General features: G+C 50.4%; 20 protein-coding genes. 8 read left to right on the plus strand and 12 right to left on the minus strand.

What is annotated here, in order from left to right:
• Positions 1-106 precede the first annotated feature (106 nt).
• From cysZ to crr, 5 genes are all read left to right on the plus strand, one after another.
• Entirely contained in the window at positions 107-868 is a 762-nt protein-coding gene (gene cysZ, locus E1B03_RS19055; protein ID WP_103771643.1) for a sulfate transporter CysZ, read from the plus strand.
• A 163-nt stretch (positions 869-1,031) separates the two neighbouring features.
• Complete coding sequence (cysK, locus tag E1B03_RS19060; RefSeq protein ID WP_003038091.1) at positions 1,032-2,003, plus strand: cysteine synthase A; 972 nt, start codon at positions 1,032-1,034, stop codon at positions 2,001-2,003.
• A 383-nt stretch (positions 2,004-2,386) separates the two neighbouring features.
• Positions 2,387-2,644 (plus strand): phosphocarrier protein Hpr, encoded by a 258-nt coding sequence (gene ptsH, locus E1B03_RS19065; RefSeq protein ID WP_003038086.1) that lies wholly within the window; start codon positions 2,387-2,389, stop codon positions 2,642-2,644.
• Between the two features lie 45 nt (positions 2,645-2,689).
• Positions 2,690-4,417 carry a phosphoenolpyruvate-protein phosphotransferase PtsI gene (ptsI, locus tag E1B03_RS19070; RefSeq protein ID WP_003038080.1) on the plus strand — a complete coding sequence of 576 codons (1,728 nt, stop codon included), beginning with the start codon at positions 2,690-2,692 and terminating at the stop codon, positions 4,415-4,417.
• A gap of 40 nt (positions 4,418-4,457) precedes the next feature.
• Positions 4,458-4,967 carry a PTS glucose transporter subunit IIA gene (gene crr, locus E1B03_RS19075; protein ID WP_000522253.1) on the plus strand — a complete coding sequence of 170 codons (510 nt, stop codon included), beginning with the start codon at positions 4,458-4,460 and terminating at the stop codon, positions 4,965-4,967.
• Positions 4,968-5,106: 139 nt separating this feature from the next.
• Here the strand turns inward: crr and E1B03_RS19085 are convergent, their stop codons facing one another.
• Both E1B03_RS19085 and pdxK read right to left on the minus strand, forming a co-directional pair.
• The gene (locus E1B03_RS19085) at positions 5,107-5,346 is read right to left on the minus strand and encodes a cytoplasmic protein (protein WP_133086744.1); all 240 of its coding nucleotides are present in this window, start codon (positions 5,344-5,346) and stop codon (positions 5,107-5,109) included.
• Entirely contained in the window at positions 5,343-6,209 is an 867-nt protein-coding gene (pdxK, locus tag E1B03_RS19090; protein WP_133086745.1) for a pyridoxine/pyridoxal/pyridoxamine kinase, read from the minus strand. Before pdxK ends, E1B03_RS19085 begins: the two co-directional genes overlap by 4 nt.
• An 82-nt stretch (positions 6,210-6,291) precedes the next feature.
• On the opposite strand from pdxK, the gene ptsJ reads away from it, so the two are divergent.
• Positions 6,292-7,584: a MocR-like B6 salvage transcription factor PtsJ gene (gene ptsJ / locus E1B03_RS19095; RefSeq protein WP_133086746.1), complete on the plus strand. Its 1,293-nt coding sequence runs from the start codon at positions 6,292-6,294 to the stop codon at positions 7,582-7,584.
• 13 nt (positions 7,585-7,597) lie between these two features.
• Positions 7,598-8,314, plus strand: coding sequence for a type 1 glutamine amidotransferase (locus E1B03_RS19100; protein ID WP_133086747.1), 717 nt, complete (start codon positions 7,598-7,600; stop codon positions 8,312-8,314).
• Between the two features lie 91 nt (positions 8,315-8,405).
• Here E1B03_RS19100 and cysM read toward each other — a convergent pair whose 3' ends face one another.
• The 7 genes from cysM to E1B03_RS19135 form a co-directional block, all read right to left on the minus strand.
• Positions 8,406-9,317 carry a cysteine synthase CysM gene (cysM, locus tag E1B03_RS19105; RefSeq protein WP_103771638.1) on the minus strand — a complete coding sequence of 304 codons (912 nt, stop codon included), beginning with the start codon at positions 9,315-9,317 and terminating at the stop codon, positions 8,406-8,408.
• Positions 9,318-9,434: 117 nt separating this feature from the next.
• Entirely contained in the window at positions 9,435-10,532 is a 1,098-nt protein-coding gene (gene cysA / locus E1B03_RS19110) for a sulfate/thiosulfate ABC transporter ATP-binding protein CysA (protein WP_060683459.1), read from the minus strand.
• A complete protein-coding gene (gene cysW / locus E1B03_RS19115; RefSeq protein ID WP_103771637.1) occupies positions 10,522-11,397 on the minus strand; it encodes a sulfate/thiosulfate ABC transporter permease CysW in 876 nt (291 codons plus the stop codon). The genes cysA and cysW overlap by 11 nt, the downstream gene beginning before the upstream one ends.
• Entirely contained in the window at positions 11,397-12,230 is an 834-nt protein-coding gene (gene cysT / locus E1B03_RS19120; protein ID WP_103771636.1) for a sulfate/thiosulfate ABC transporter permease CysT, read from the minus strand. The genes cysW and cysT overlap by 1 nt, the downstream gene beginning before the upstream one ends.
• The gene (locus E1B03_RS19125; protein ID WP_133086748.1) at positions 12,231-13,247 is read right to left on the minus strand and encodes a sulfate ABC transporter substrate-binding protein; all 1,017 of its coding nucleotides are present in this window, start codon (positions 13,245-13,247) and stop codon (positions 12,231-12,233) included.
• Between the two features lie 304 nt (positions 13,248-13,551).
• Complete coding sequence (gene ucpA / locus E1B03_RS19130; protein WP_103771634.1) at positions 13,552-14,343, minus strand: SDR family oxidoreductase UcpA; 792 nt, start codon at positions 14,341-14,343, stop codon at positions 13,552-13,554.
• A gap of 174 nt (positions 14,344-14,517) precedes the next feature.
• Positions 14,518-15,174, minus strand: coding sequence for a FadR/GntR family transcriptional regulator (locus tag E1B03_RS19135; RefSeq protein ID WP_103771633.1), 657 nt, complete (start codon positions 15,172-15,174; stop codon positions 14,518-14,520).
• 144 nt (positions 15,175-15,318) lie between these two features.
• On the opposite strand from E1B03_RS19135, the gene E1B03_RS19140 reads away from it, so the two are divergent.
• On the plus strand, positions 15,319-16,635 hold the full coding sequence (locus E1B03_RS19140) for an anaerobic C4-dicarboxylate transporter family protein (protein ID WP_103771632.1): 1,317 nt from the start codon (positions 15,319-15,321) through the stop codon (positions 16,633-16,635).
• 124 nt (positions 16,636-16,759) lie between these two features.
• On the opposite strand, the gene E1B03_RS19145 is transcribed toward E1B03_RS19140, so the two are convergent.
• The 3 genes from E1B03_RS19145 to yfeX all read right to left on the minus strand — a co-directional run bounded on the left by E1B03_RS19145 (position 16,760) and on the right by yfeX (position 20,871).
• Positions 16,760-18,076: an anaerobic C4-dicarboxylate transporter family protein gene (locus E1B03_RS19145; RefSeq protein ID WP_103771631.1), complete on the minus strand. Its 1,317-nt coding sequence runs from the start codon at positions 18,074-18,076 to the stop codon at positions 16,760-16,762.
• 62 nt (positions 18,077-18,138) lie between these two features.
• Positions 18,139-19,515: an argininosuccinate lyase gene (argH, locus tag E1B03_RS19150; protein ID WP_103771630.1), complete on the minus strand. Its 1,377-nt coding sequence runs from the start codon at positions 19,513-19,515 to the stop codon at positions 18,139-18,141.
• Between the two features lie 456 nt (positions 19,516-19,971).
• The gene (yfeX, locus tag E1B03_RS19155) at positions 19,972-20,871 is read right to left on the minus strand and encodes a porphyrinogen peroxidase (RefSeq protein WP_103771629.1); all 900 of its coding nucleotides are present in this window, start codon (positions 20,869-20,871) and stop codon (positions 19,972-19,974) included.
• Between the last annotated feature and the right edge of the window lie 28 nt (positions 20,872-20,899).

A 20,899-nucleotide genomic window follows, 5' to 3' on the forward strand; every position in this document is an offset into this window, starting at 1 on the left:
GCTTTTTGCTGTTTTTTCGAACATTTCCGAACAGCTTAACGCCCAACAACCCGGTAAGATACGCAAAGTTTACCAGAGCTTATATAACAAGGAGTATGTCCTGACCATGGTTTCATCATCTGCAGTTGTACCTCGCAGCGGCCTTTATTACTTTTCCCAGGGATGGAAGCTCATCACTCAACCGGGCATCCGTCGTTTTGTTATTCTGCCTTTACTGGTGAATATCCTGCTGATGGGCGGCGCATTCTGGTGGTTATTTTCGCAACTCGATAGCTGGATCCCCGCGCTGATGAGTCACGTCCCTGACTGGCTTCAGTGGCTCAGCTATTTATTGTGGCCGATTGTGACTGTCTCCGTGCTGTTGGTGTTCGGCTACCTGTTCTCCACTATCGCCAACTGGATTGCCGCGCCATTTAACGGTCTGCTGGCTGAACAGCTGGAAGCGCGCTTAACCGGCGCTACGCCGCCTGACACCGGCGTTCTCGGCATCATGAAAGACGTTCCGCGCATTATGAAACGTGAATGGCAAAAGCTGGCGTGGTATCTCCCGCGCGCCTTCGTGTTGCTGATCCTCTATTTTATTCCGGGTATTGGGCAGACCGTCGCCCCGGTGCTGTGGTTCCTGTTCAGCGCGTGGATGCTGGCCATTCAGTACTGCGATTATCCGTTTGATAACCACAAGGTGCCTTTTAAGGAGATGCGCGTTGCGCTGCGCACACGTAAGGTAACCAATATGCAGTTTGGCGCGTTGACCAGCCTGTTCACCATGATTCCGCTGCTCAATCTGTTCATCATGCCGGTCGCGGTTTGTGGTGCTACGGCGATGTGGGTAGACTGCTATCGTGCTAAGCACGCGTTATGGAAGTAATGCAAAATTGTGTAAACGCGGGCTGGCTTATGCCCGTGCTTATTCCATACTGCTACGCATTATTTCTCATCAGCATATAGATATGCGAATTCCTTACTTCCCCATACTTTCTCAACAGGTATGCTGAAGCGGTATCCCAATTTCATACAGTTAAGGACAGGCCATGAGTAAGATTTTTGAAGATAACTCGCTGACTATCGGTCATACGCCGCTGGTTCGACTGAACCGTATCGGTAACGGACGCATTCTGGCGAAGGTAGAATCACGCAACCCGAGCTTCAGCGTCAAATGCCGTATCGGTGCCAATATGATTTGGGATGCCGAAAAACGTGGTGTGCTGAAACCGGGCGTTGAGCTGGTAGAACCGACCAGCGGTAACACCGGTATTGCACTGGCCTACGTCGCCGCCGCTCGCGGTTACAAACTGACTCTGACCATGCCGGAAACCATGAGCATTGAGCGCCGCAAACTCTTAAAAGCACTGGGCGCAAACCTGGTGCTGACCGAAGGCGCAAAAGGTATGAAGGGCGCAATTCAGAAAGCGGAAGAAATCGTTGCCAGCGATCCGGAAAAATTCTTGTTGCTGCAACAGTTCAGCAACCCGGCGAACCCGGAAATCCACGAAAAAACCACCGGCCCGGAAATCTGGGAAGATACCGATGGCCAGGTTGATGTCTTTATTTCCGGCGTAGGTACCGGCGGTACCCTGACTGGTGTGACCCGTTACATTAAAGGCACCAAAGGCAAAACCGACCTGATCACCGTTGCGGTTGAACCTACCGACTCCCCTGTTATCGCTCAGGCCCTGGCGGGTGAAGAACTCAAACCAGGCCCGCATAAAATTCAGGGTATCGGCGCAGGCTTCATTCCGGGCAACCTTGATCTGAAGCTTATCGATAAAGTCGTTGCCATCACCAATGATGAAGCTATTTCTACTGCTCGTCGCCTGATGGAAGAAGAAGGTATTCTAGCGGGGATCTCTTCCGGCGCTGCGGTTGCTGCTGCGCTTAAGCTGCAGGAAGATGAAACCTTTACCAATAAGAATATTGTGGTTATCCTACCGTCATCGGGTGAGCGTTATCTGAGCACTGCACTGTTTGCCGATCTCTTCACAGAGAAAGAACTGCAACAGTAATGCCAGCATGTTAAAAACGCGTAAAAAAGCACCCTTTTGGGTGCTTTTTTGTGGCCTGCTTCAAAGTTTCAACTCGCCTGGCATTGATTCAACCCGCCGGAACTGGTATTTAACCAAACTAATTATTTTGATGCGCGAAATTAATCGTTACAGGAAAAGCGCTAGCTGAATCGATTTTATGATTTGGTTCAACTCTTCCTTTCGCGGCATAATGTTTAATGACGAACGAAACGTCAGCGGCAAGAAGTTGCCAGCAACGGATTGCACCGAACTCCTTTTGTGTCGCGTCCAGTTTACGCCGATGCTAACAATACAGGCTAAAGTTGAGCCGCCAGGCTAGACTTTAGTTCCACAACACTAAACCTATAAGTTGGGGAAATATAATGTTCCAGCAAGAAGTTACCATTACCGCTCCGAACGGTCTGCATACTCGCCCTGCTGCTCAGTTTGTTAAAGAAGCAAAAGGCTTTACTTCTGATATTACTGTGACTTCCAACGGCAAAAGCGCTAGCGCCAAAAGCCTGTTTAAACTGCAGACTCTGGGCCTGACTCAGGGTACCGTTGTCACCCTGTCCGCAGAAGGTGAAGACGAGCAGAAAGCAGTTGAGCATCTGGTTAAACTGATGGCTGAACTCGAGTAAGTTCAACGAGTTCTTTTAAATATCAGTCACAAGTAAGGTAGGGTTATGATTTCAGGCATTTTAGCATCCCCGGGTATCGCTTTCGGTAAAGCATTGCTGCTGAAAGAAGACGAGATCGTCATTGACCGGAAAAAAATTTCTGCCGACAAGGTTGATCAGGAAGTTGAACGTTTTCTGAGCGGTCGTGCCAAGGCATCTGCGCAACTGGAAGCGATCAAAACCAAAGCTGGTGAAACGTTCGGTGAAGAAAAAGAAGCCATCTTTGAAGGGCATATTATGCTACTCGAAGATGAGGAGCTGGAGCAGGAAATCATAGCCCTGATTAAAGATAAGCACATGACGGCTGATGCAGCCGCGCATGAAGTTATCGAAGGTCAGGCCACAGCCCTGGAAGAGCTGGATGATGAATACCTGAAAGAACGTGCGGCTGACGTACGTGACATCGGTAAACGCCTGCTGCGTAACATCCTGGGTCTGGCAATTATCGACCTGAGCGCTATTCAGGAAGAAGTTATCCTGGTAGCCGCTGACCTGACCCCGTCAGAAACCGCACAGTTGAACCTGAACAAGGTGCTGGGTTTCATCACTGACGCGGGCGGACGTACTTCCCATACCTCAATCATGGCGCGTTCTCTGGAACTGCCTGCCATCGTGGGGACGGGCAGCGTCACCTCTCAGGTGAAAAACGACGACTATCTGATTCTGGATGCCGTAAACAACCAGGTTTACGTCAACCCGACCAACGACGTTATTGAGCAACTGCGTGCCGTTCAGGAGCAGGTTGCTACCGAGAAAGCGGAACTCGCTAAGCTGAAAGATCTGCCGGCTATCACGCTGGACGGACATCAGGTTGAAGTTTGCGCCAACATCGGTACCGTTCGTGACGTTGAAGGCGCTGAGCGTAATGGCGCCGAAGGTGTGGGCCTGTACCGCACCGAATTCCTGTTCATGGACCGTGAATCGCTGCCAACTGAAGAAGAACAGTTTGCTGCGTATAAAGCCGTTGCTGAAGCCTGTGGCTCTCAGGCGGTCATCGTCCGTACCATGGACATCGGCGGTGATAAAGAGCTGCCGTACATGAACTTCCCGAAAGAAGAGAACCCGTTCCTGGGCTGGCGTGCCGTGCGTATCGCCATGGATCGTAAAGAGATCCTGCGTGACCAGGTTCGCGCTATCCTGCGCGCCTCTGCTTTCGGCAAACTGCGCATCATGTTCCCAATGATCATCTCTGTTGAAGAAGTGCGTGCACTGCGCAAAGAGATCGAAATCTACAAACAGGAACTGCGCGACGAAGGTAAAGCATTTGACGAAAGCATTGAGATTGGCGTGATGGTGGAAACACCGGCTGCGGCAACAATTGCGCGTCATTTAGCCAAAGAAGTTGATTTCTTTAGTATCGGTACCAATGATTTAACGCAGTACACCCTGGCAGTTGACCGTGGTAATGATATGATTTCACACCTTTACCAACCAATGTCGCCATCTGTGCTGACGCTGATCAAGCAAGTTATTGATGCTTCTCATGCTGAAGGCAAATGGACTGGCATGTGTGGTGAGCTTGCAGGCGACGAACGTGCTACACTTCTGTTGCTGGGGATGGGTCTGGACGAATTCTCTATGAGCGCCATTTCTATCCCGCGCATTAAGAAGATTATCCGTAACACGAACTTCGAAGATGCGAAGGTGTTAGCAGAGCAGGCTCTTGCTCAACCGACAACGGACGAGTTAATGACGCTGGTTAACAAGTTCATTGAAGAAAAAACAATCTGCTAATCCACGAGATGCGGCCCAATTTACTGCTTAGGAGAAGATCATGGGTTTGTTCGATAAACTGAAATCTCTGGTTTCTGATGATAAGAAAGACACCGGAACTATTGAGATCGTTGCTCCGCTCTCTGGCGAGATCGTCAACATCGAAGACGTGCCGGATGTAGTTTTTGCTGAAAAAATCGTTGGTGATGGCATCGCTATCAAACCAACCGGTAACAAAATGGTTGCTCCTGTTGATGGCACCATCGGCAAAATCTTTGAAACCAACCACGCTTTCTCTATCGAATCCGACAGCGGCATTGAGCTGTTTGTTCACTTCGGTATTGATACCGTTGAACTGAAAGGCGAAGGCTTCAAACGCATCGCTGAAGAAGGTCAGCGCGTGAAAGTGGGCGACCCGGTTATTGAATTCGATCTGCCGCTGCTGGAAGAAAAAGCCAAGTCTACTCTGACTCCGGTTGTTATCTCCAACATGGACGAAATCAAAGAGCTGATCAAACTGTCCGGTAGCGTGACGGTGGGTGAAACTCCGGTTATCCGTATCAAGAAGTAATTCTTGCGTAGGCCGGATAAAGCGTTTACGCCGCCATCCGGCAATCAGGCAGTACCTTGCCGGATGGCGCTACGCTTATCCGGCCTACAACGAACTCCGTAACGTAGGCCGAATAAGGCGTATGCGCCGCCATCCGGCATTAAATCTGTGAAGTGACCGGTCGGTAACACGCCTCGCGCATCAGAATTTTCATCCCTTCCGGCCCGCTTTCCAGCATCCGTCGCTCCGAATCCGCCACTAACAGTTCACAATCGTAGCCACCCGCAATACCAAACATGGCCCGCGCCACGCAGATATCTTCCAGCGCCGCAGCCCCACTGGTGTCAAAATGTCCAACCATACGCCCATTCTGGCGAACCACCAGCCGGTAACTCTTCATCGCGCCTCCCCTGCCGGTGGCAGAATTAACTCATCACTACCGCACCGGTTAGTCCACGTCATTACTTCCAGCACCCGCTGTGCGGCATCATGCGTCGCGGTCGTCAGCGCTTTACCCAGCACAATTCCGCTCACCAGCTCAGCACAGAACAGATCGCCAGTCCCCTTCAGGTCCGTTTTCACCCGCGGATGGGCTAACACCTCAACCGTTTCAGCCGTCACCACCGCAACATTAATAATCTCTTCGGTATCCCCCGGCGCGGTGGTGATCACCACCCATTTCAGCGTGTCGGTGAGCAGCGATTGCGCCGCCGCTATGGCTTCATCAAGCGTGCGACACGGCTTGCCGCTCAGCATTTGTAGCTCAAACACGTTCGGCGTCAGCCCCTGAGCCAACGGCAGCAGATATTTGCGATAGGCCTGCGGGATTTCGGCTTTCACATACATGCCGCTGTCCGTATCACCAATTACCGGGTCGACCAGAATGCACAGACCGGGATGCGAAACCCGCACCGTTTCCAGCCACTGCGCCAGCAAGGCGATCTGCTCTGCGCTGCCCATATAGCCGGTGGTCACCGCCTTCAGCTCGCGTAAAGCATCACGCTCATTTAAAGCGCGCAGATACCCGCTAAACCAGTCGGGAGGAATAACGCCCCCGTAAAAGGTTTCATAATGCGGGGTATTACTGAACAGTACCGTAGGGACTGCCGTCACGCGTAATCCCTGCGCCTTAATGGCCGGAACGGCGATGCTGTTGCCCACGCTGCCATACACCACCTGTGACTGGACGGCGACGATATCGGTCTGTAACGCCCGATGCTTGTCGTCGAAGAGCACTGACTGAATATCACTCCCCTGCTCCATAAATTTCTCCTCTCGCTGGACAGCGGACTCACGCCTCACTATTATCGTCATATGCTAAAATTCATTTTGTCATAGGTCAATAATGATCGACGGAAAAACCGCTAACGAAATTTTTGACAGTATTCGTCAACATGTCACTACAGGCACGCTGGCAGCAGGAGAAACGTTACCACCGGTGCGCGAACTGGCAACGGCATTGAACGTTAACCGTAATACTGTGGCAGCGGCTTATAAACGCCTGGTCACCTCTGGATTGGCGCAGAGTCAGGGACGCAATGGCACGGTGATCAAAGAAATTTCTGCCCCCGTTGCTCTGGAAGGTGGTAATCCGGATACCCCGCTTATCGATCTTTCCGGCGGTAATCCAGCGCCTTCGCGTCTTCCCGATCTGAGCAGTTATTTCGCGAAGATAAATAAGAGTCCGCGCTTGTACGGTGATGCTGCCGTGTCGCCGGGACTTAAAGCATGGGCCGCGCAGTGGATGCAGGATGCGATGCCTTGCAAGGGCGAAATTGATATCACCAGCGGCGCTATTGATGCCATTGAACGGCTGCTGTGCGCCCATTTGCTGCCTGGCGATAGCGTGGTTGTTGAAGACCCATGCTTTTTGAGCAGCATCAACATGCTGCGTTATGCAGGTTTCTCCGCCAGTCCGGTCAACGTTGACCGCGAAGGCATGCAGCCAGATATGCTGGAACTCGCGCTACAGAAAGGCGCGCGGGCGGTGATTCTGACGCCGCGTGCGCACAACCCGACAGGATGTAGTCTGAGCGCATCCCGCGCGGCGCAATTGCAGGACATCCTGGCTCGCTATCCGCAGACGCTGGTGATCGTCGACGACCACTTTGCGTTGCTGTCCGCTTGCCGCTGGTATCCGGTGATAGCTAAGGAAACCACGCACTGGGCGGTTATCCGTTCGATGTCGAAAACGTTAGGCCCGGATTTACGCCTGGCCATTGTGGCCAGTGACCCGCTCACTTCTGGGAAACTGCGTTTACGGCTCAACTCCGGCAGTCAGTGGGTCAGCCATCTACTACAGGATCTGGCCTGCGCCTGCCTGAGTGATGAGGCTTACCAACACACGCTGGCGCAAACTCGGCAGTTTTACGCGGCCCAGCAGCAAAAACTGGCAGCGGCTCTGCGGCTACATGGCATTGATCTGCCCGTGGGTGACGGGCTGAATCTGTGGCTGCCGCTGGAAGATAAAAGCCAGGCACTCGCTTTTGCGCTGGCAAAATCCGGCTGGCTGGTACGTGAAGGCGAAGTGTTTGGCGTCAGTATGCCTGCGCACGGCCTGCGCATTACGCTGTCAACTTTAACTGACAGCGACATTAATAAGCTGGCGGCTGATATCCATCAGGCGCTAAAGCGCTAACAGGAGAGAAAAAGTGCGAGTTCATTTTGTTATTCATGAGTCTTTCGAATCTGCTGGCACTTACCTGCCGTGGGCCGAATCACGCGGCTATACCATCACCTGGTCACGCGTATACGCCGGAGAAACGGTCCCCGCTAATGCCGATGGCTTCGATATGCTGGTGGTATTTGGCGGCCCGCAGTCACCCCGCACCACGCTGGCAGAGTGCCCATACTTTGACTCTCAAGCCGAGCAGCATCTGATCAATCAGGCTATTTCAGCACGTAAAGTCGTAGTGGGGATCTGTTTAGGGTCACAGCTAATCGGTGAAGCGCTGGGCGCGAAGGTGTGCCAAAGTCCGGAAAAAGAGATTGGTCACTACCCGATCGCCCTGACCGAGGCAGGCCAACAACACCCGTTGTTCAGCCATTTCGGCTCACCGCTTACCGTCGGTCACTGGCACAATGATATGCCGGGATTAACCGACCAGGCGACAATTCTAGCCACGAGCGAGGGATGCCCGCGACAAATTGTACAATACGGTAATTTTATCTATGGTTTTCAGTGCCATATAGAGTTTACCGCCGAAGCTGTCGAAGGATTAATTCAGCACTCAGAGCAAGAGCTGGCCGAGGCCAAAGGGAAGCGTTTCATCCGCTCGGTGGAAGAGATGCGCGCCTGGGATTACCAGCAGATGAATGAAAAACTGTGGCAATTCCTTGATAAGCTGGTAGAAAAACGTAACGATTGAACATTGCAGGCCGGATAACACGCTTTGCATCATCATCCGGCGATTGTGTCGTACGTTTGCCTGATGGCGCTACGCTTATCAGGCCTACAAATTAAATCCCTGCGCCCTGGTTGAAGTGCTCTTCACCAAAGACGCCGGTCGAAAGGTAGCGATCGCCGCGATCGCAGATGATCGCTACCACCACTGCCCCCGGATTTGCACGTGCCACACGTAACGCACCTGCCACCGCGCCACCAGAACTGACACCGCAAAAAATCCCTTCGCGAACGGCCAGTTCACGCATGGTATTTTCCGCATCGTTCTGATGAATATCCAGCACCTCATCCACCAGCGAGGCGTTAAAAATACCCGGCATATATTCCGCTGGCCAGCGGCGAATGCCTGGAATACTGCTGCCCTCTTCAGGCTGCAGGCCAACAATGGTGACCGGTTTTTCCTGCTCACGCAGAAAACGTGACACACCGGTAATAGTGCCGGTGGTCCCCATGCTGGAGACGAAATGCGTTATACGGCCTGATGTCTGCTGCCAGATTTCCGGGCCGGTGGTGGTGTAGTGCGCGTATGGGTTATCCGGATTATTAAACTGATCGAGAAGTTTACCTTCTCCGCGCTGCGCCATCTCAAGGGCTAAATCGCGCGCCCCTTCCATCCCCTGCTCTTTTGTCACCAGAACCAGTTCAGCCCCGTAAGCACGCATCGCCGCACGGCGTTCCTGACTCATGTTGTCTGGCATCAGCAGCTTCATACGGTAGCCCTTCAGCGCGGCGATCATTGCCAGCGCAATACCGGTATTACCGCTGGTCGCCTCAATCAATACGTCACCGGGCTTAATTTCCCCACGTTTTTCCGCTTCGACAATCATCGACAACGCGGCGCGGTCTTTCACCGAACCTGCGGGATTATTCCCTTCCAGCTTGACCCAAATTTCACTGCCGTTATCTGGCGTCAGACGTTGTAATTTCACCAGAGGCGTATTGCCAATTGTTTGTTCTAATGTGTTCACGTTTTCAGCTCAATAAAATGCCGGGTGGCGCTGCGCTTACCGGCCTACAGGTCATGCTGCACCTGGTAAGCCCGGTAAGCGCAGCGCCACCGGATGATAACTATACGAATTAACCTATCAGGCACTTTGCGCCAGGGCAAGTTCCTCTTCACGCGTTTCAATACGCTGGTCGCCGTTATATAAACGCGCATTTTGCAGCCCGACAAACAGACGTTCACCGCGGCTCGGGGAATCGTCGCCCTGCATAACCACCGTCAACGGTTCGTTATACCACCCGAGGGGTTGCACAACTAATTGGGTGTAGTGCCCTTTCGGGCTGGCCTCCAGCACCTGTACCGGCAATGGCGAGTCCAGGCTGGTACGTCGGCTAACATCCACTTCCCACGGGCGCAGGAACAGATCCACCGGGCCCTGATAGCCAGGCGTATAGCCTAACGGCCAGCGGTGTGCGCCCACGTGGAATTGTCCACCGCGAATCGTCCCCTGCAGGCGGTTAACCTCACCCATAAATTCCAGCACAAAACGGGTCGCCGGTTCGCGCCATACCTGATCCGGCGCATCCGCCTGTTCGATATGGCCCTGACTCATCACCACCACGCGGTCTGCAACTTCCGTCGCTTCTTCCTGATCGTGGGTAACAAACACGCTGGTAAACTTCAGCTCTTCATGCAGTTGGCGCAACCAGCGACGCAGCTCTTTACGCACCTGAGCATCGAGCGCGCCAAACGGCTCGTCGAGCAGCAGGATCTGCGGCTCTACCGCCAGCGCACGCGCCAACGCCACACGCTGCTTTTGCCCACCGGAAAGCTGTGCCGGGAAACGGTCCGCCAGATGAGCCAATTGAACCATCTCCAGCAGTTTGGTCACTTTCGCTTTAATAGCTGCCGCGTTCGGGCGCTCACGCCGTGGCAGGACCGTCAGACCAAACGCGATGTTGTCGAAAACGGTCATATGACGAAACAGCGCATAGTGCTGGAACACAAACCCTACTTTGCGATCGCGCGCATGCAGACGGCTGACGTCGGTGCCGTGAAAACGAATATGCCCGCTGGACTGATGCTCCAGCCCGGCAATGATGCGCAGCAGCGTAGTTTTGCCCGAACCTGATGGTCCCAGCAGAGCAACCATTTGACCTGAAGGAATATCCAGCGAGATATCGTTCAGCACCTGGGTGCGACCAAAAGACTTCTTAATATTGGCAATCTCAATGCTCATGATTTTCCTCCTGCTGCGCGCGTTTTTCCTGGTTCTCCAGACGCCATTGCAACATGCTCTTCAAAAACAGGGTAATAATCGCCATCAGCGTCAACAGCGCGGCGGCGGTAAAGGAACCGACTGCGTTATAGTCCTGCTCCAGTAATTCAATCTGTAGTGGTAGAGACAAGGTTTCGCCGCGAATCGAGCCGGAAACCACCGACACCGCGCCAAACTCGCCAATCGCACGGGCGTTGGTCAGCACCACGCCATACAGCAATGCCCAACGGATATTCGGCAGCGTAACGCGGCGGAACATCTGCCAGCCGGATGCGCCAAGTAGAACCGCGGCTTCATCTTCATTGCTGCCCTGACTCAGCATTACAGGTACCAGCTCGCGCACCACAAACGGACAGGTCACGAACACCGTCACCAGCACCATCCCCGGCCAGGAGAACATGATTTGCAGGTTGTGTTCATCCAGCCAACCACCCAACGGGCCGTTAGAACCGTAAAACAACAGATAGATCAGACCTGCGACCACCGGCGAGACGGCAAACGGAATATCCAGTAACGTCAGCAACAGCTGGCGTCCAGGGAAGTTGAAGCGAGTCACAAGCCAGGCCAGCAATACGCCAAACACCAGATTCACCGGCACCGCAATCAGCGCAATCAGCACCGTGAGCCAAATGGCATGCAGCATATCCGGGTCAGCCAGGTTCTGTAATACCGGCATCAACCCCTTGCTGAACGCCTGCACGAAGATGTAAATCATCGGCACCAGCAAAATAAACGCGGATACCAGCATGCCCGTGCCGATCAGAAACCATTTCCCCCAGTTGATGCGGGGTGCGCCATAGCGTTTCAATTGGGTTATCTCTGCCATTAGTGACCTACCACGCGTCGCCCAAAGCGACTTTGCAGGGTGTTAATCGAAAACAGCAGCAACAGTGAGGCACCAAGGATCACTGACGCAATCGCGCTGGCGGCCGGGTAGTCAAACTCCTGCAAGCGAACAAAAATCATCAGCGAGGTCACTTCCGTTTTCCATGCGATGTTCCCGGCGATGAAAATAACCGCGCCAAACTCACCGAGGCTGCGGGTAAACGACAGCGCCACGCCCGCCACCAGCGCGGGAGACAGCTCCGGCAGTACCACTTTACGAAAACTCTGCCAGCGCGTGGCGCCGAGCGTTTCCGCCGCTTCTTCATACTCGGGACCTAGCTCTTCCAGCACCGGCTGCACGGTACGCACCACAAACGGAATGCTGGTAAAGGCCATTGCCACGGCAATACCCAGCCAGGTGTAGGTCACCTTGATATCAAACTTCGCCAGCCACTCGCCGTAGAAACCATTGACCGAAAATAGCGACGCCAGCGTCAAGCCTGCCACCGCCGTAGGCAGTGCAAACGGCAGGTCCATCAGCGCATCCAGTAACGTACGGCCCGGAAAGCGATAACGGGTTAAGATCCACGCCATCAGCAAACCAAATACGCCGTTAAAAATCGATGCCACAAACGCCGACAGCAGCGTCACTTTATACGCCGCGACCACCTGCGGATTGGTAATCACTTCCCAATACTGCGCCCAGCTCATTTGCGCCAGTTGCATGACCAGCGCGCTCAGCGGCAGCAGCAATATCAGGCAGACAAACAATAAGCTGGTCCCGAGACTTAAGGTAAAGCCGGGCAGCACGCGTCGGGAGGAAACAGCAAACATTTACTTACGCCCCGCCGCCAACAGTTTGTCCAGCTCACCGCCGCTGACAAAGTGTGTTTTCATTACCTCAGGCCACGAGCCAAACTTGTCTTCCACGCGGAACAGTTCGGTCTGCGGGAATTTATCGTGCAGTTTTTCCATCACCTGCGGGTTGTTCACGCGGTAGTAGAAATCAGTAATAATGGTTTGCGCCTGCGGACTATACAGCCAGTTCAGGTACGCCTTTGCCGCTTTTTCAGTACCGTTGGCTTGCACATTTTTATCTACCCAGGCCACCGGAAACTCCGCCAGAATGTTGACCTTCGGCACCACCACTTCGAAGCCCTGGTCTTCATACTGTTTACGGATGTTGTTCACTTCCGATTCAAACGTGATCAGCACATCACCCAGACCGCGTTCCACGAAGGTAGTGGTTGCGCCGCGACCACCGGTATCAAATACTTCCACGTTTTTCAAAAACTGCGTCATGAACTGTTCGGTTTTGGCTTTATCCCCCCCATCCGCTTTATCTGCCGCGCCCCATGCTGCCAGATAGGTATAGCGTGCATTACCGGAGGTTTTCGGGTTCGGGAAAATCAGCTTCACGTCCGGGCGAACCAGATCGTTCCATTCGTGGATATTCTTTGGGTTACCCTTACGCACCAAAAACGCCATGGTGGAATAGAATGGCGAACTGTTATTCGGCAGACGGCTTTGCCAGTCGGCGGGGATCAGCTTGCCCTTGTCATGCAGGATCTGCACGTCGGTCACCTGGTTATAGGTCACCACATCAGCTTTCAACCCCTGCAGAATCGCCAGCGCCTGTTTTGATGACCCGGCATGAGATTGTTTAATCGTCAATTTGTCACCACCGTTATCCTTCGCCCATTGCTGTTCGAACGGCGGGTTAAGGGCGGCAAACAGTTCGCGGGAAACATCGTATGAACTGTTCAGCAGTTCCGTTGCCTGCGCCTGACCCACCAGCAACAGCATTGCTGCCAGCGTCAGCGTTCTTTTTTTCAGTAAGTTAACGGCCATTGCGCACCCTTATAAATTTAATGACTTTCTTATGGCCATCATATTTATAACCAGTGCTAAAGGAGTAACGGTTTTATATACCGTTTGATGATTTGAAAGTTGAAAAGAGAATAAGAGCTTATCCCAGTAGGTGTAATTGTTGCAGGCAGTTTGGACACGGACAGCGCGGAAAAACCGGAGCGTACACGAAGTACGTGAGGATTTTGAGCACTGCCCTGGGTCAAACTGGCAAATAAAATAGCCTAATGGGATAGCTCTAAGGGTAGCCCCTCCCCAGGTTCACCAGGGAGGAGACCGGCATCAATCAGACGCCAACGCTTACGCTTTCAGGCAAAGTGCTGCCGCCATCAATCACGTTTTGCGTGCCAGTTAAGTAACTAGACTCATCCGACGCCAGGAATGCCGCCAGTTCACCTACCTCAAGTGGGCAGGCCAAACGGCGCATCGGAATAGCTTTTGCCATTTCGACTAATACGGATTCTGGATCCTCCGGATTAGACTGACGTGCGATGTTTTCTGCCATCGGCGTACGAACGTAGCCCGGGCAAATGGCATTCACGCGGATGCCGGACTGCGCATATTCCACCGCCAGGGATTTGGTCAAACCGATGATCGCGGCTTTCGACAGCGCATAGGCCGTTTCGCCCGGATCGGCAACCATATCGCCGGTTACAGATGACATCATCACGATGCGCCCGTCTTTGCGCGCAATCATCTCCGGCAGAACGGCTTTCGTTACGTTCCAGACACCTTTAATATTGATATCAATGTGGAAATCGCGATCTTCATCGCTCATATCAAGGAAGTTGCCGAGGCGACAAACGCCGGCGTTGTTGACCAGAATATCGATTTTACCTTCAATCTTCTTCGCACGTTTCACCGCCGCGGTGACGGAAGCAAAATCTCTGACGTCAGCATGAACAGCTGTGCAACGGTGTCCGCGACCAGCCAACTCATCCGCCAGTTTTTCAATCTCATCGGAGATATCCAGCAGGATTAAGTTCGCGCCATGGCGGGCAAACGTTCTGGCAATCCCTTCGCCAATACCCTGAGATGCGCCCGTAATCAATGCTGTTTTGCCCGTGAGTTTTCCCATTTCAATATTCTCCTTTTGAATATGAAGCCTTCACTTCATTCACGCAGAAGATACAGCAATAACAAATTAGTGCTGAGGAATAGCTCACTAAATCAGGTTAATCTCAGGTAAAAAAAATCCCCGACGATGCGGGGACCCAGCAGCAAACATGCTCTGACTACGTTATCAGAAGACTTACAGCCGTTTTTCCAGCAAATGTGCTCTCATCAACTCCGACGCCATCTGCGCATCCCCTTTTTTAATATGAAGCAGTATTTCCCTCTGTTTTGTCGCCGTATCAAGAAAATACTGACGATCGTTCGCAGGTAACGACTCCCGTGTTTTCTCAAAATAAGTAATCAAGACATCTGAGAATACCTGCAGAACTCGATTGCCACTCGCCTGTAGCAAGAGCAAATGAAAATCTCTATCGTGACGATCGGCCACCTCGGGGTTATCCGCATTTTCTTCGATGAGCCTTAGCTCATTTTCAAGTTTGGAGAGCATAGCCGGGAAGATTCTACGCGTTGCCAGAGGGATAATCGCACACTCAATCAGGATCCTTGCCTCTGTAAATTCTGTGATATCAAACCCGGACAAATCAAACTGCATCAGCAACTGGTGATTTATGTTGTGCTGTTCCAAATTTTTCAAAACACTACCACGACGGGGAGAGCGTTCAAGCATTCCCATCTGTACCAGCGTGCTGAGCGCCTGACGAACTTTATATCTTGATGTATTAAAACGAACGGCAAGTTCAGTTTCAGTTTCAATGCGACCGTCAGCATTGCGGTTAGCATCATCAAGCAGATATTTTTTAATACTTTCAAACAGTTCGTTTTTGTTATCCATAAACACGCTCTGATTAAAGTGCTGTAAAAATCATGAGTATAAATAATCTAATAAGTTAGATTGCTTAATATACTGTTATGGTAAGATTATAGGCCCTATTATTCAAATTATATCAGGTCATTTGTTAATAAAAAGGAATTAATTATGGTGTTATTCGTAACTCAGTTTGCGATAGTACTGATATGTATCGGTATAGGCGGACGTTTTGGCGGGATTGGCCTCGGGGCTGCTGGCGGGTTAGGACTTGCTATCCTGACTTTTGGTTTTGGACTCCCCCCCGACTCACCTCCTATTACTGTTATTTCTATTATCCTTGCGGTTATCACATGCATCACAATCCTTCAAGCAGCCGGTGGTCTTGATTTATTCGTTACGATGGCAGAACGGATCCTCAGAAAGTGGCCGGGCGCTATCACTTTTCTCGGTCCAGCAGTCGCTTACCTTTTTACAGCTATCTGCGGAACAGGATATGTTGCCTTTTCCGTGTATCCAGTCATTGCTGAAATTGCAGCAGATGCCAGGGTACGGCCTGAGAGGGCCATGTCTATGTCGGTAATCGCTGCCAATTTTGGGCTCATTGCCAGCCCAGTCAGTGCGGTCGTTACAGGGACAATTGCTGTGCTTGCTGGATTACATGTCTCTGCTTTAGATATCTTGTTGGTCACCGTTCCCGGAACGTTCCTGGGCTGTATTGTTGGCTGCCTGTTCGTCTTTAAAAGAGGTCACGAGCTTAAAAACGATCCGGAATTCCAACGCAGGGTTGCTGAAGGTGAGTTTGAATCAGTAAAAGCTGAAGAGCGAACAGCCAATATAGTGACAAAAGAGGCAAAGAGAGGATTGCTGATTTTCCTTACCGGTATCATTCTGGTCGTGCTTATGGGTTCAATTCCTGAATTACGTCCACAATGGAATAACGGTAGCGGAATGGAGCGTATGAGCATCCCAACCACGCTGCAAATAATTATGCTGACAACGGCATGTATTATTATGATGGTGTGTCGAATTTCTCCGTCAAAACTCGATTCAGGTTCTGTATTTAAAGCAGGTCTTGTGGGTGTCGTCGCCATATTTGGTCTGTCATGGATGATGAACTCCTTTTTTGAGGCATGGCACGAATTATTTAACACAGCCTTCCACGGTTTTCAGAATCCCGTATTGTTCGGCATTATTGTTTTTGGTCTTTCGGCCGTAATTTATAGCCCAGCAGCAACTGCTGTAGCACTACTCCCCGCTGGCGTGTTAATGGGATATCCGGCAGAAACCCTGGTCGCCCTACTCCCGCTTACTTGTGGATCGTTCATTATTCCAGGAGGGGCACAGATTGGCTGTGTGGCGTTTGATCGAACCGGGACAACTCGAATTGGCAAATATGTGGTTAACCACAGCTACATGCTTCCAGGCCTTGTTACCGTTGTGGCATCAACCCTTTTCTGCTTCCTTTTTTCCAGAATGCTGATGTAGAGCGAGAGAGCAATTTAATTGTGGTAATACCTTTTCTTCATGGCATCCCCTTGTTCCAGCTCAAAGGGGATGCCCTATAACTCACTTCTGAAGGTTGCCACCACAATTTTCCACAGACTGTATTTTACAGAACAACCTGGGCAATTAGATAAGCAAAAATTACCTGAGAGATAACCATGACAAAGCCCGGACGAATATAGCTATGGTTAACAACAAATCGTCCAATCTTTGTGGTACCTGTTCGGTCAAATGCAACACAACCGATTTGATTGGCTCCCGGTATAATGAAGTCACCACAGGTACAGGCAAAAATAGCGATAAGAAACGGCGCTGGAATACCTAAGGTAACACCTAGTGGCATGATGGCGGCTACCGTCGCCGCGGGACTCATAATGACCAAAGAGAACAAGAATACAACCACGCCAAAAAGCATTGGAGCGCCATTTACAATGCCACCAAAGACCTTAATCAATTCTGGCTGATAGGCATCAAAAAACGTCGCCGTCATCCATGAAACGCCGAGTATTGCGACAACCCCCATCAAACCAGCACGGAAGACTGAGCCACCATTCAAGGTGCTACTTGGCACTTTACTGACAATCATAATAAACAAAGCTGCTGTCAACATGATCATCTGAATAACCATTGGGGTAGACAGTCGTTTTCCATCCCAGGAGGGAAGTAACCCCGTAAAAGAGCCTAAAATAAGCACCAGTACAACACCAATCGCAAAGATCACAACACCTTTTTTAGCACCGGCCGAAGCAACATATTCTTTTTTCTGCTCAGTATGCATGAACTCATATTCGCCAGCGGCTACTCTCCTCTGAAATTCCGGATCGTCCTCCAGCTCTTTTCCGCGTTTATAAACTGAAAAGCTGGTGACAATGGCAGCCAAAAAGAATGAAGGGAGTGCAATAGTCAGTATTTGCCCAAGAGTAATCCCAGCATATTCATGCAGGATAGCCAGCATCCCCGCGGTTGCCGCACTCATCGGACTGGCTGCAACTGCGACGCTGGCTGCAATAACCGTTGCGGACAACGCTCGCTCCGGACGGACCTTTGCTTCAGCAGCAACCTCAGCGACTACCGGATACAAAGAGAAAGCAACGTAAGTCGTGCCGCAGAATAGCGTAAATATGGAAGTTAATATTGGGGCTACAAAAGTAATAGCCTGTGGTTTTTTACGCAGTAATTTTTCAGCCACACGCACAAGATAATCAAGTCCACCAGCGGCCTGTAATACGCTGACAGCGCCAATCACGCAAATAATAATTAACATTGCAGTAATAGATGGTGTGGAGGGTTTTAGTCCAAAGCCCAGAACTAATATTGCAACGCCAAGTCCTCCTCCAGCACCAAGCCCCATTCCGCCATAACGCCCGCCTATACCAATACAGGCGAGTACAATTAATAACTGTATAAAAAATAAAGTATCCATTTTTCACCTCTAAGCATCTCCCGGATATTGCATCCAGGAGATATTAATTATTATGCTCAGGATTAGTTTAAATATGATTTAGCAACTTCGATCTGTTTTTTAACAGCATCAGTACCCGTTCCACCATAGGACATTCTTGATTTAATACATGCCTCGAGGGATATACTCTCATAAATATCACAATCAATTTTTTCATCAAATGAGTGGAATTCATCCAGGGTAAGCTCTTCCAACATTTTTCTATGCTTTATACAGTAATTAACAGCACTGCCAACAATATGGTGAGCTTCCCTGAATGGGATTCCTTTACGAACCAGATAGTCAGCCATATCGGTCGCGTTTGAGAATCCTCTTGCTGCTGCGTTGCGAGTATTTTCTGAAAGAATAACCATTTTTTCGAGCATCGGTGCCATAATTTTCAAACTGGTCTGTAAGGTATCCATAGAGTCATAGACCTGTTCTTTGTCCTCACTCATATCAGTATTGTAGGCGAGAGGAATACCTTTCATAATGGTCAGCATCGCCATTAGATTTCCGTACATACGCCCACCTTTACCACGCATTTTTTCGGCCACATCGGGATTTTTCTTCTGTGGCATAATGCTGGAGCCGGTACAGAAATCATCTGAAAGCTCAATAAATTTAAAATCCTGACTTGAGAATAAAACCAGCTCTTCAGACAAACGGGTAAGATGCATAAAACACATAGCAGCTGCAGCAGTGAATTCAACCATATGATCACGATCGCTGACAGAATCAATACTATTCTCAGTCGGCTTGTCAAAACCAAGCTCTTGAGCCGTGAAATCACGATCAATGGGGAAAGTTGTACCAGCAAGGGCCGCTGAACCTAAAGGGCATTCCCCCATGCGTTGATAAAGGTCTTCAAAACGGGTCCAGTCACGGCGCAACATCCAATAATATGCCATTATCCAATGCGACAGAAGAATGGGCTGCCCGGTCTGTAAATGAGTATACCCAGGCATGATCGCATTAATGTTATTTTCAGCTTTGCTGATAATAACTTTTTGTAGATTAACGATATCCTGCTGAACTTCCCGAATAGTTGCTCTCATATGCATTTTAGAATCGACGGTCGTTTGGTCATTACGACTACGACCTGTATGTAACTTTCCGCCAACAGGACCAATTATTTCTGTCATACGCCGTTCAATCGCCATATGAATATCTTCATCAACGGTATCAAAAACAAATAGCCCCTCCTCAATCTCTTTATCTACCTGCCTTAAGCCAGCAATAATCTTATTCGCTTCATCCTGCGTGATAATTCCCTGACGGCCCAACATAGTGGCATGGGCAATACTCCCCTGAATATCGAAAGGGCAGAGACGTTGTTCCAACATAATTGTCGCGTTGTAGGATTCAACCAGTTTATTTGTAGGCATATCAAAACGCCCACCCCATAATTTTGTAGACATAAAACCTCCAGGGAGTTTTTGTTGCAAAATAGTTAAATAAAAATTCCGTGATTTTTCGGTCATTTTCAGATTACAAGAGTGCCATTTTAATTGTCAACAAATGAGGTCATTAAATCAATTTATACTGGAATTAATCACACTTATTAACGATTTTATTTTTTATGAATGGCACCCAAAAAGCAGATCTTTATCACATTTAAATCATGGTTTAATTCAGATATATTCAGAATTTTTAAAGTAATAAATTGATATTAATATCTAATTGATTCCAAATAGTTGCATTTAATACTGTTGTTTTACGAATAAACAGGTAGGTTAATAGCACTGAACTTGGGAAGATGTTTTCCAGGATGAGCGACAATGCGGGCGCATTATCGATATGACAGACGTTGTGCGGTTTGGGGAATAGCTATTTTGTGCCAGATGGCGGCATCAGCGCCATCTGACATCATAAAATTACAGGTTCAGCAAACGATCCAGCGATGGGGCAAAGTAATAGCCGCCGGTCACCGGTTTAGTGAAGCGCAGCATCGCATCGCGCTTACCGTCGGTATCGCCAAACATGCTTAGCAATTGCTGCTCAATGTTGTGTAAACGGGCGCAGTAGGCACAGAAATAGAGGCCATGTGTGCCGCTGGCGGTGCCGTATGGCAGACTCTGGCGCACAATTTTCAGCCCTTTACCGTCTTCTTTGAGATCGACGCGGCTCAGGTGAGAGGTAACCGGACGATCATCGCCGTCGATCTCTTCATTAGCTTCTTTGGTGCGACCAATCATCATTTCCTGGTCATGAATGCTCATGCGGTTAAGCTGCTTCAGGTTATGTTCCCAACGCTGCACAAACACATAGCTGCCGCCAGCATCCACGCCGTCTTTAATAACCGCGACTTCACGGCGCGTTTCTTCACCCGCCGGGTTTTCCGTACCGTCAACAAAGCCGCTGAGATCGCGCTCTTCAACCCAACGGAAACCATGGATCTCTTCTTTGACTTCAATACAGTCGCCAAATGCTTCCATTGCCGCCTGGGCGACGGAGAAATTCACGTCATGACGCAAAGAAAGAATATGGATCAGCACGTCATATTGGGTTGCTGGTGCCAGACCTTTACCGTAAGGGATAAAGTCTTTTAACTCTTCAGCACCAACGCCGCCGCTCAATGCACGCCAGGTATTGTTGCCAAAAGCGACAACCGCGCCCAGATGCGCATCCGGGAACTTAGCTTCAAAGGTCGCCAGCTTATCGGCGAAAGTTTTGCTGGCCGCTCGCAGGGCCTCAACGTCGCCTTTAACATTGGCTTCAATCCAAATCGCCGCACGGCAATGTTCTGGCAAAATGCCACTCTGAACCTGAGACATTGTTCCTCCTGAAAAAAAGATGCCACGA

Origin of the sequence: Citrobacter arsenatis, assembly GCF_004353845.1 — a bacterium.
GTDB classification, from domain to species: domain Bacteria; phylum Pseudomonadota; class Gammaproteobacteria; order Enterobacterales; family Enterobacteriaceae; genus Citrobacter; species Citrobacter arsenatis.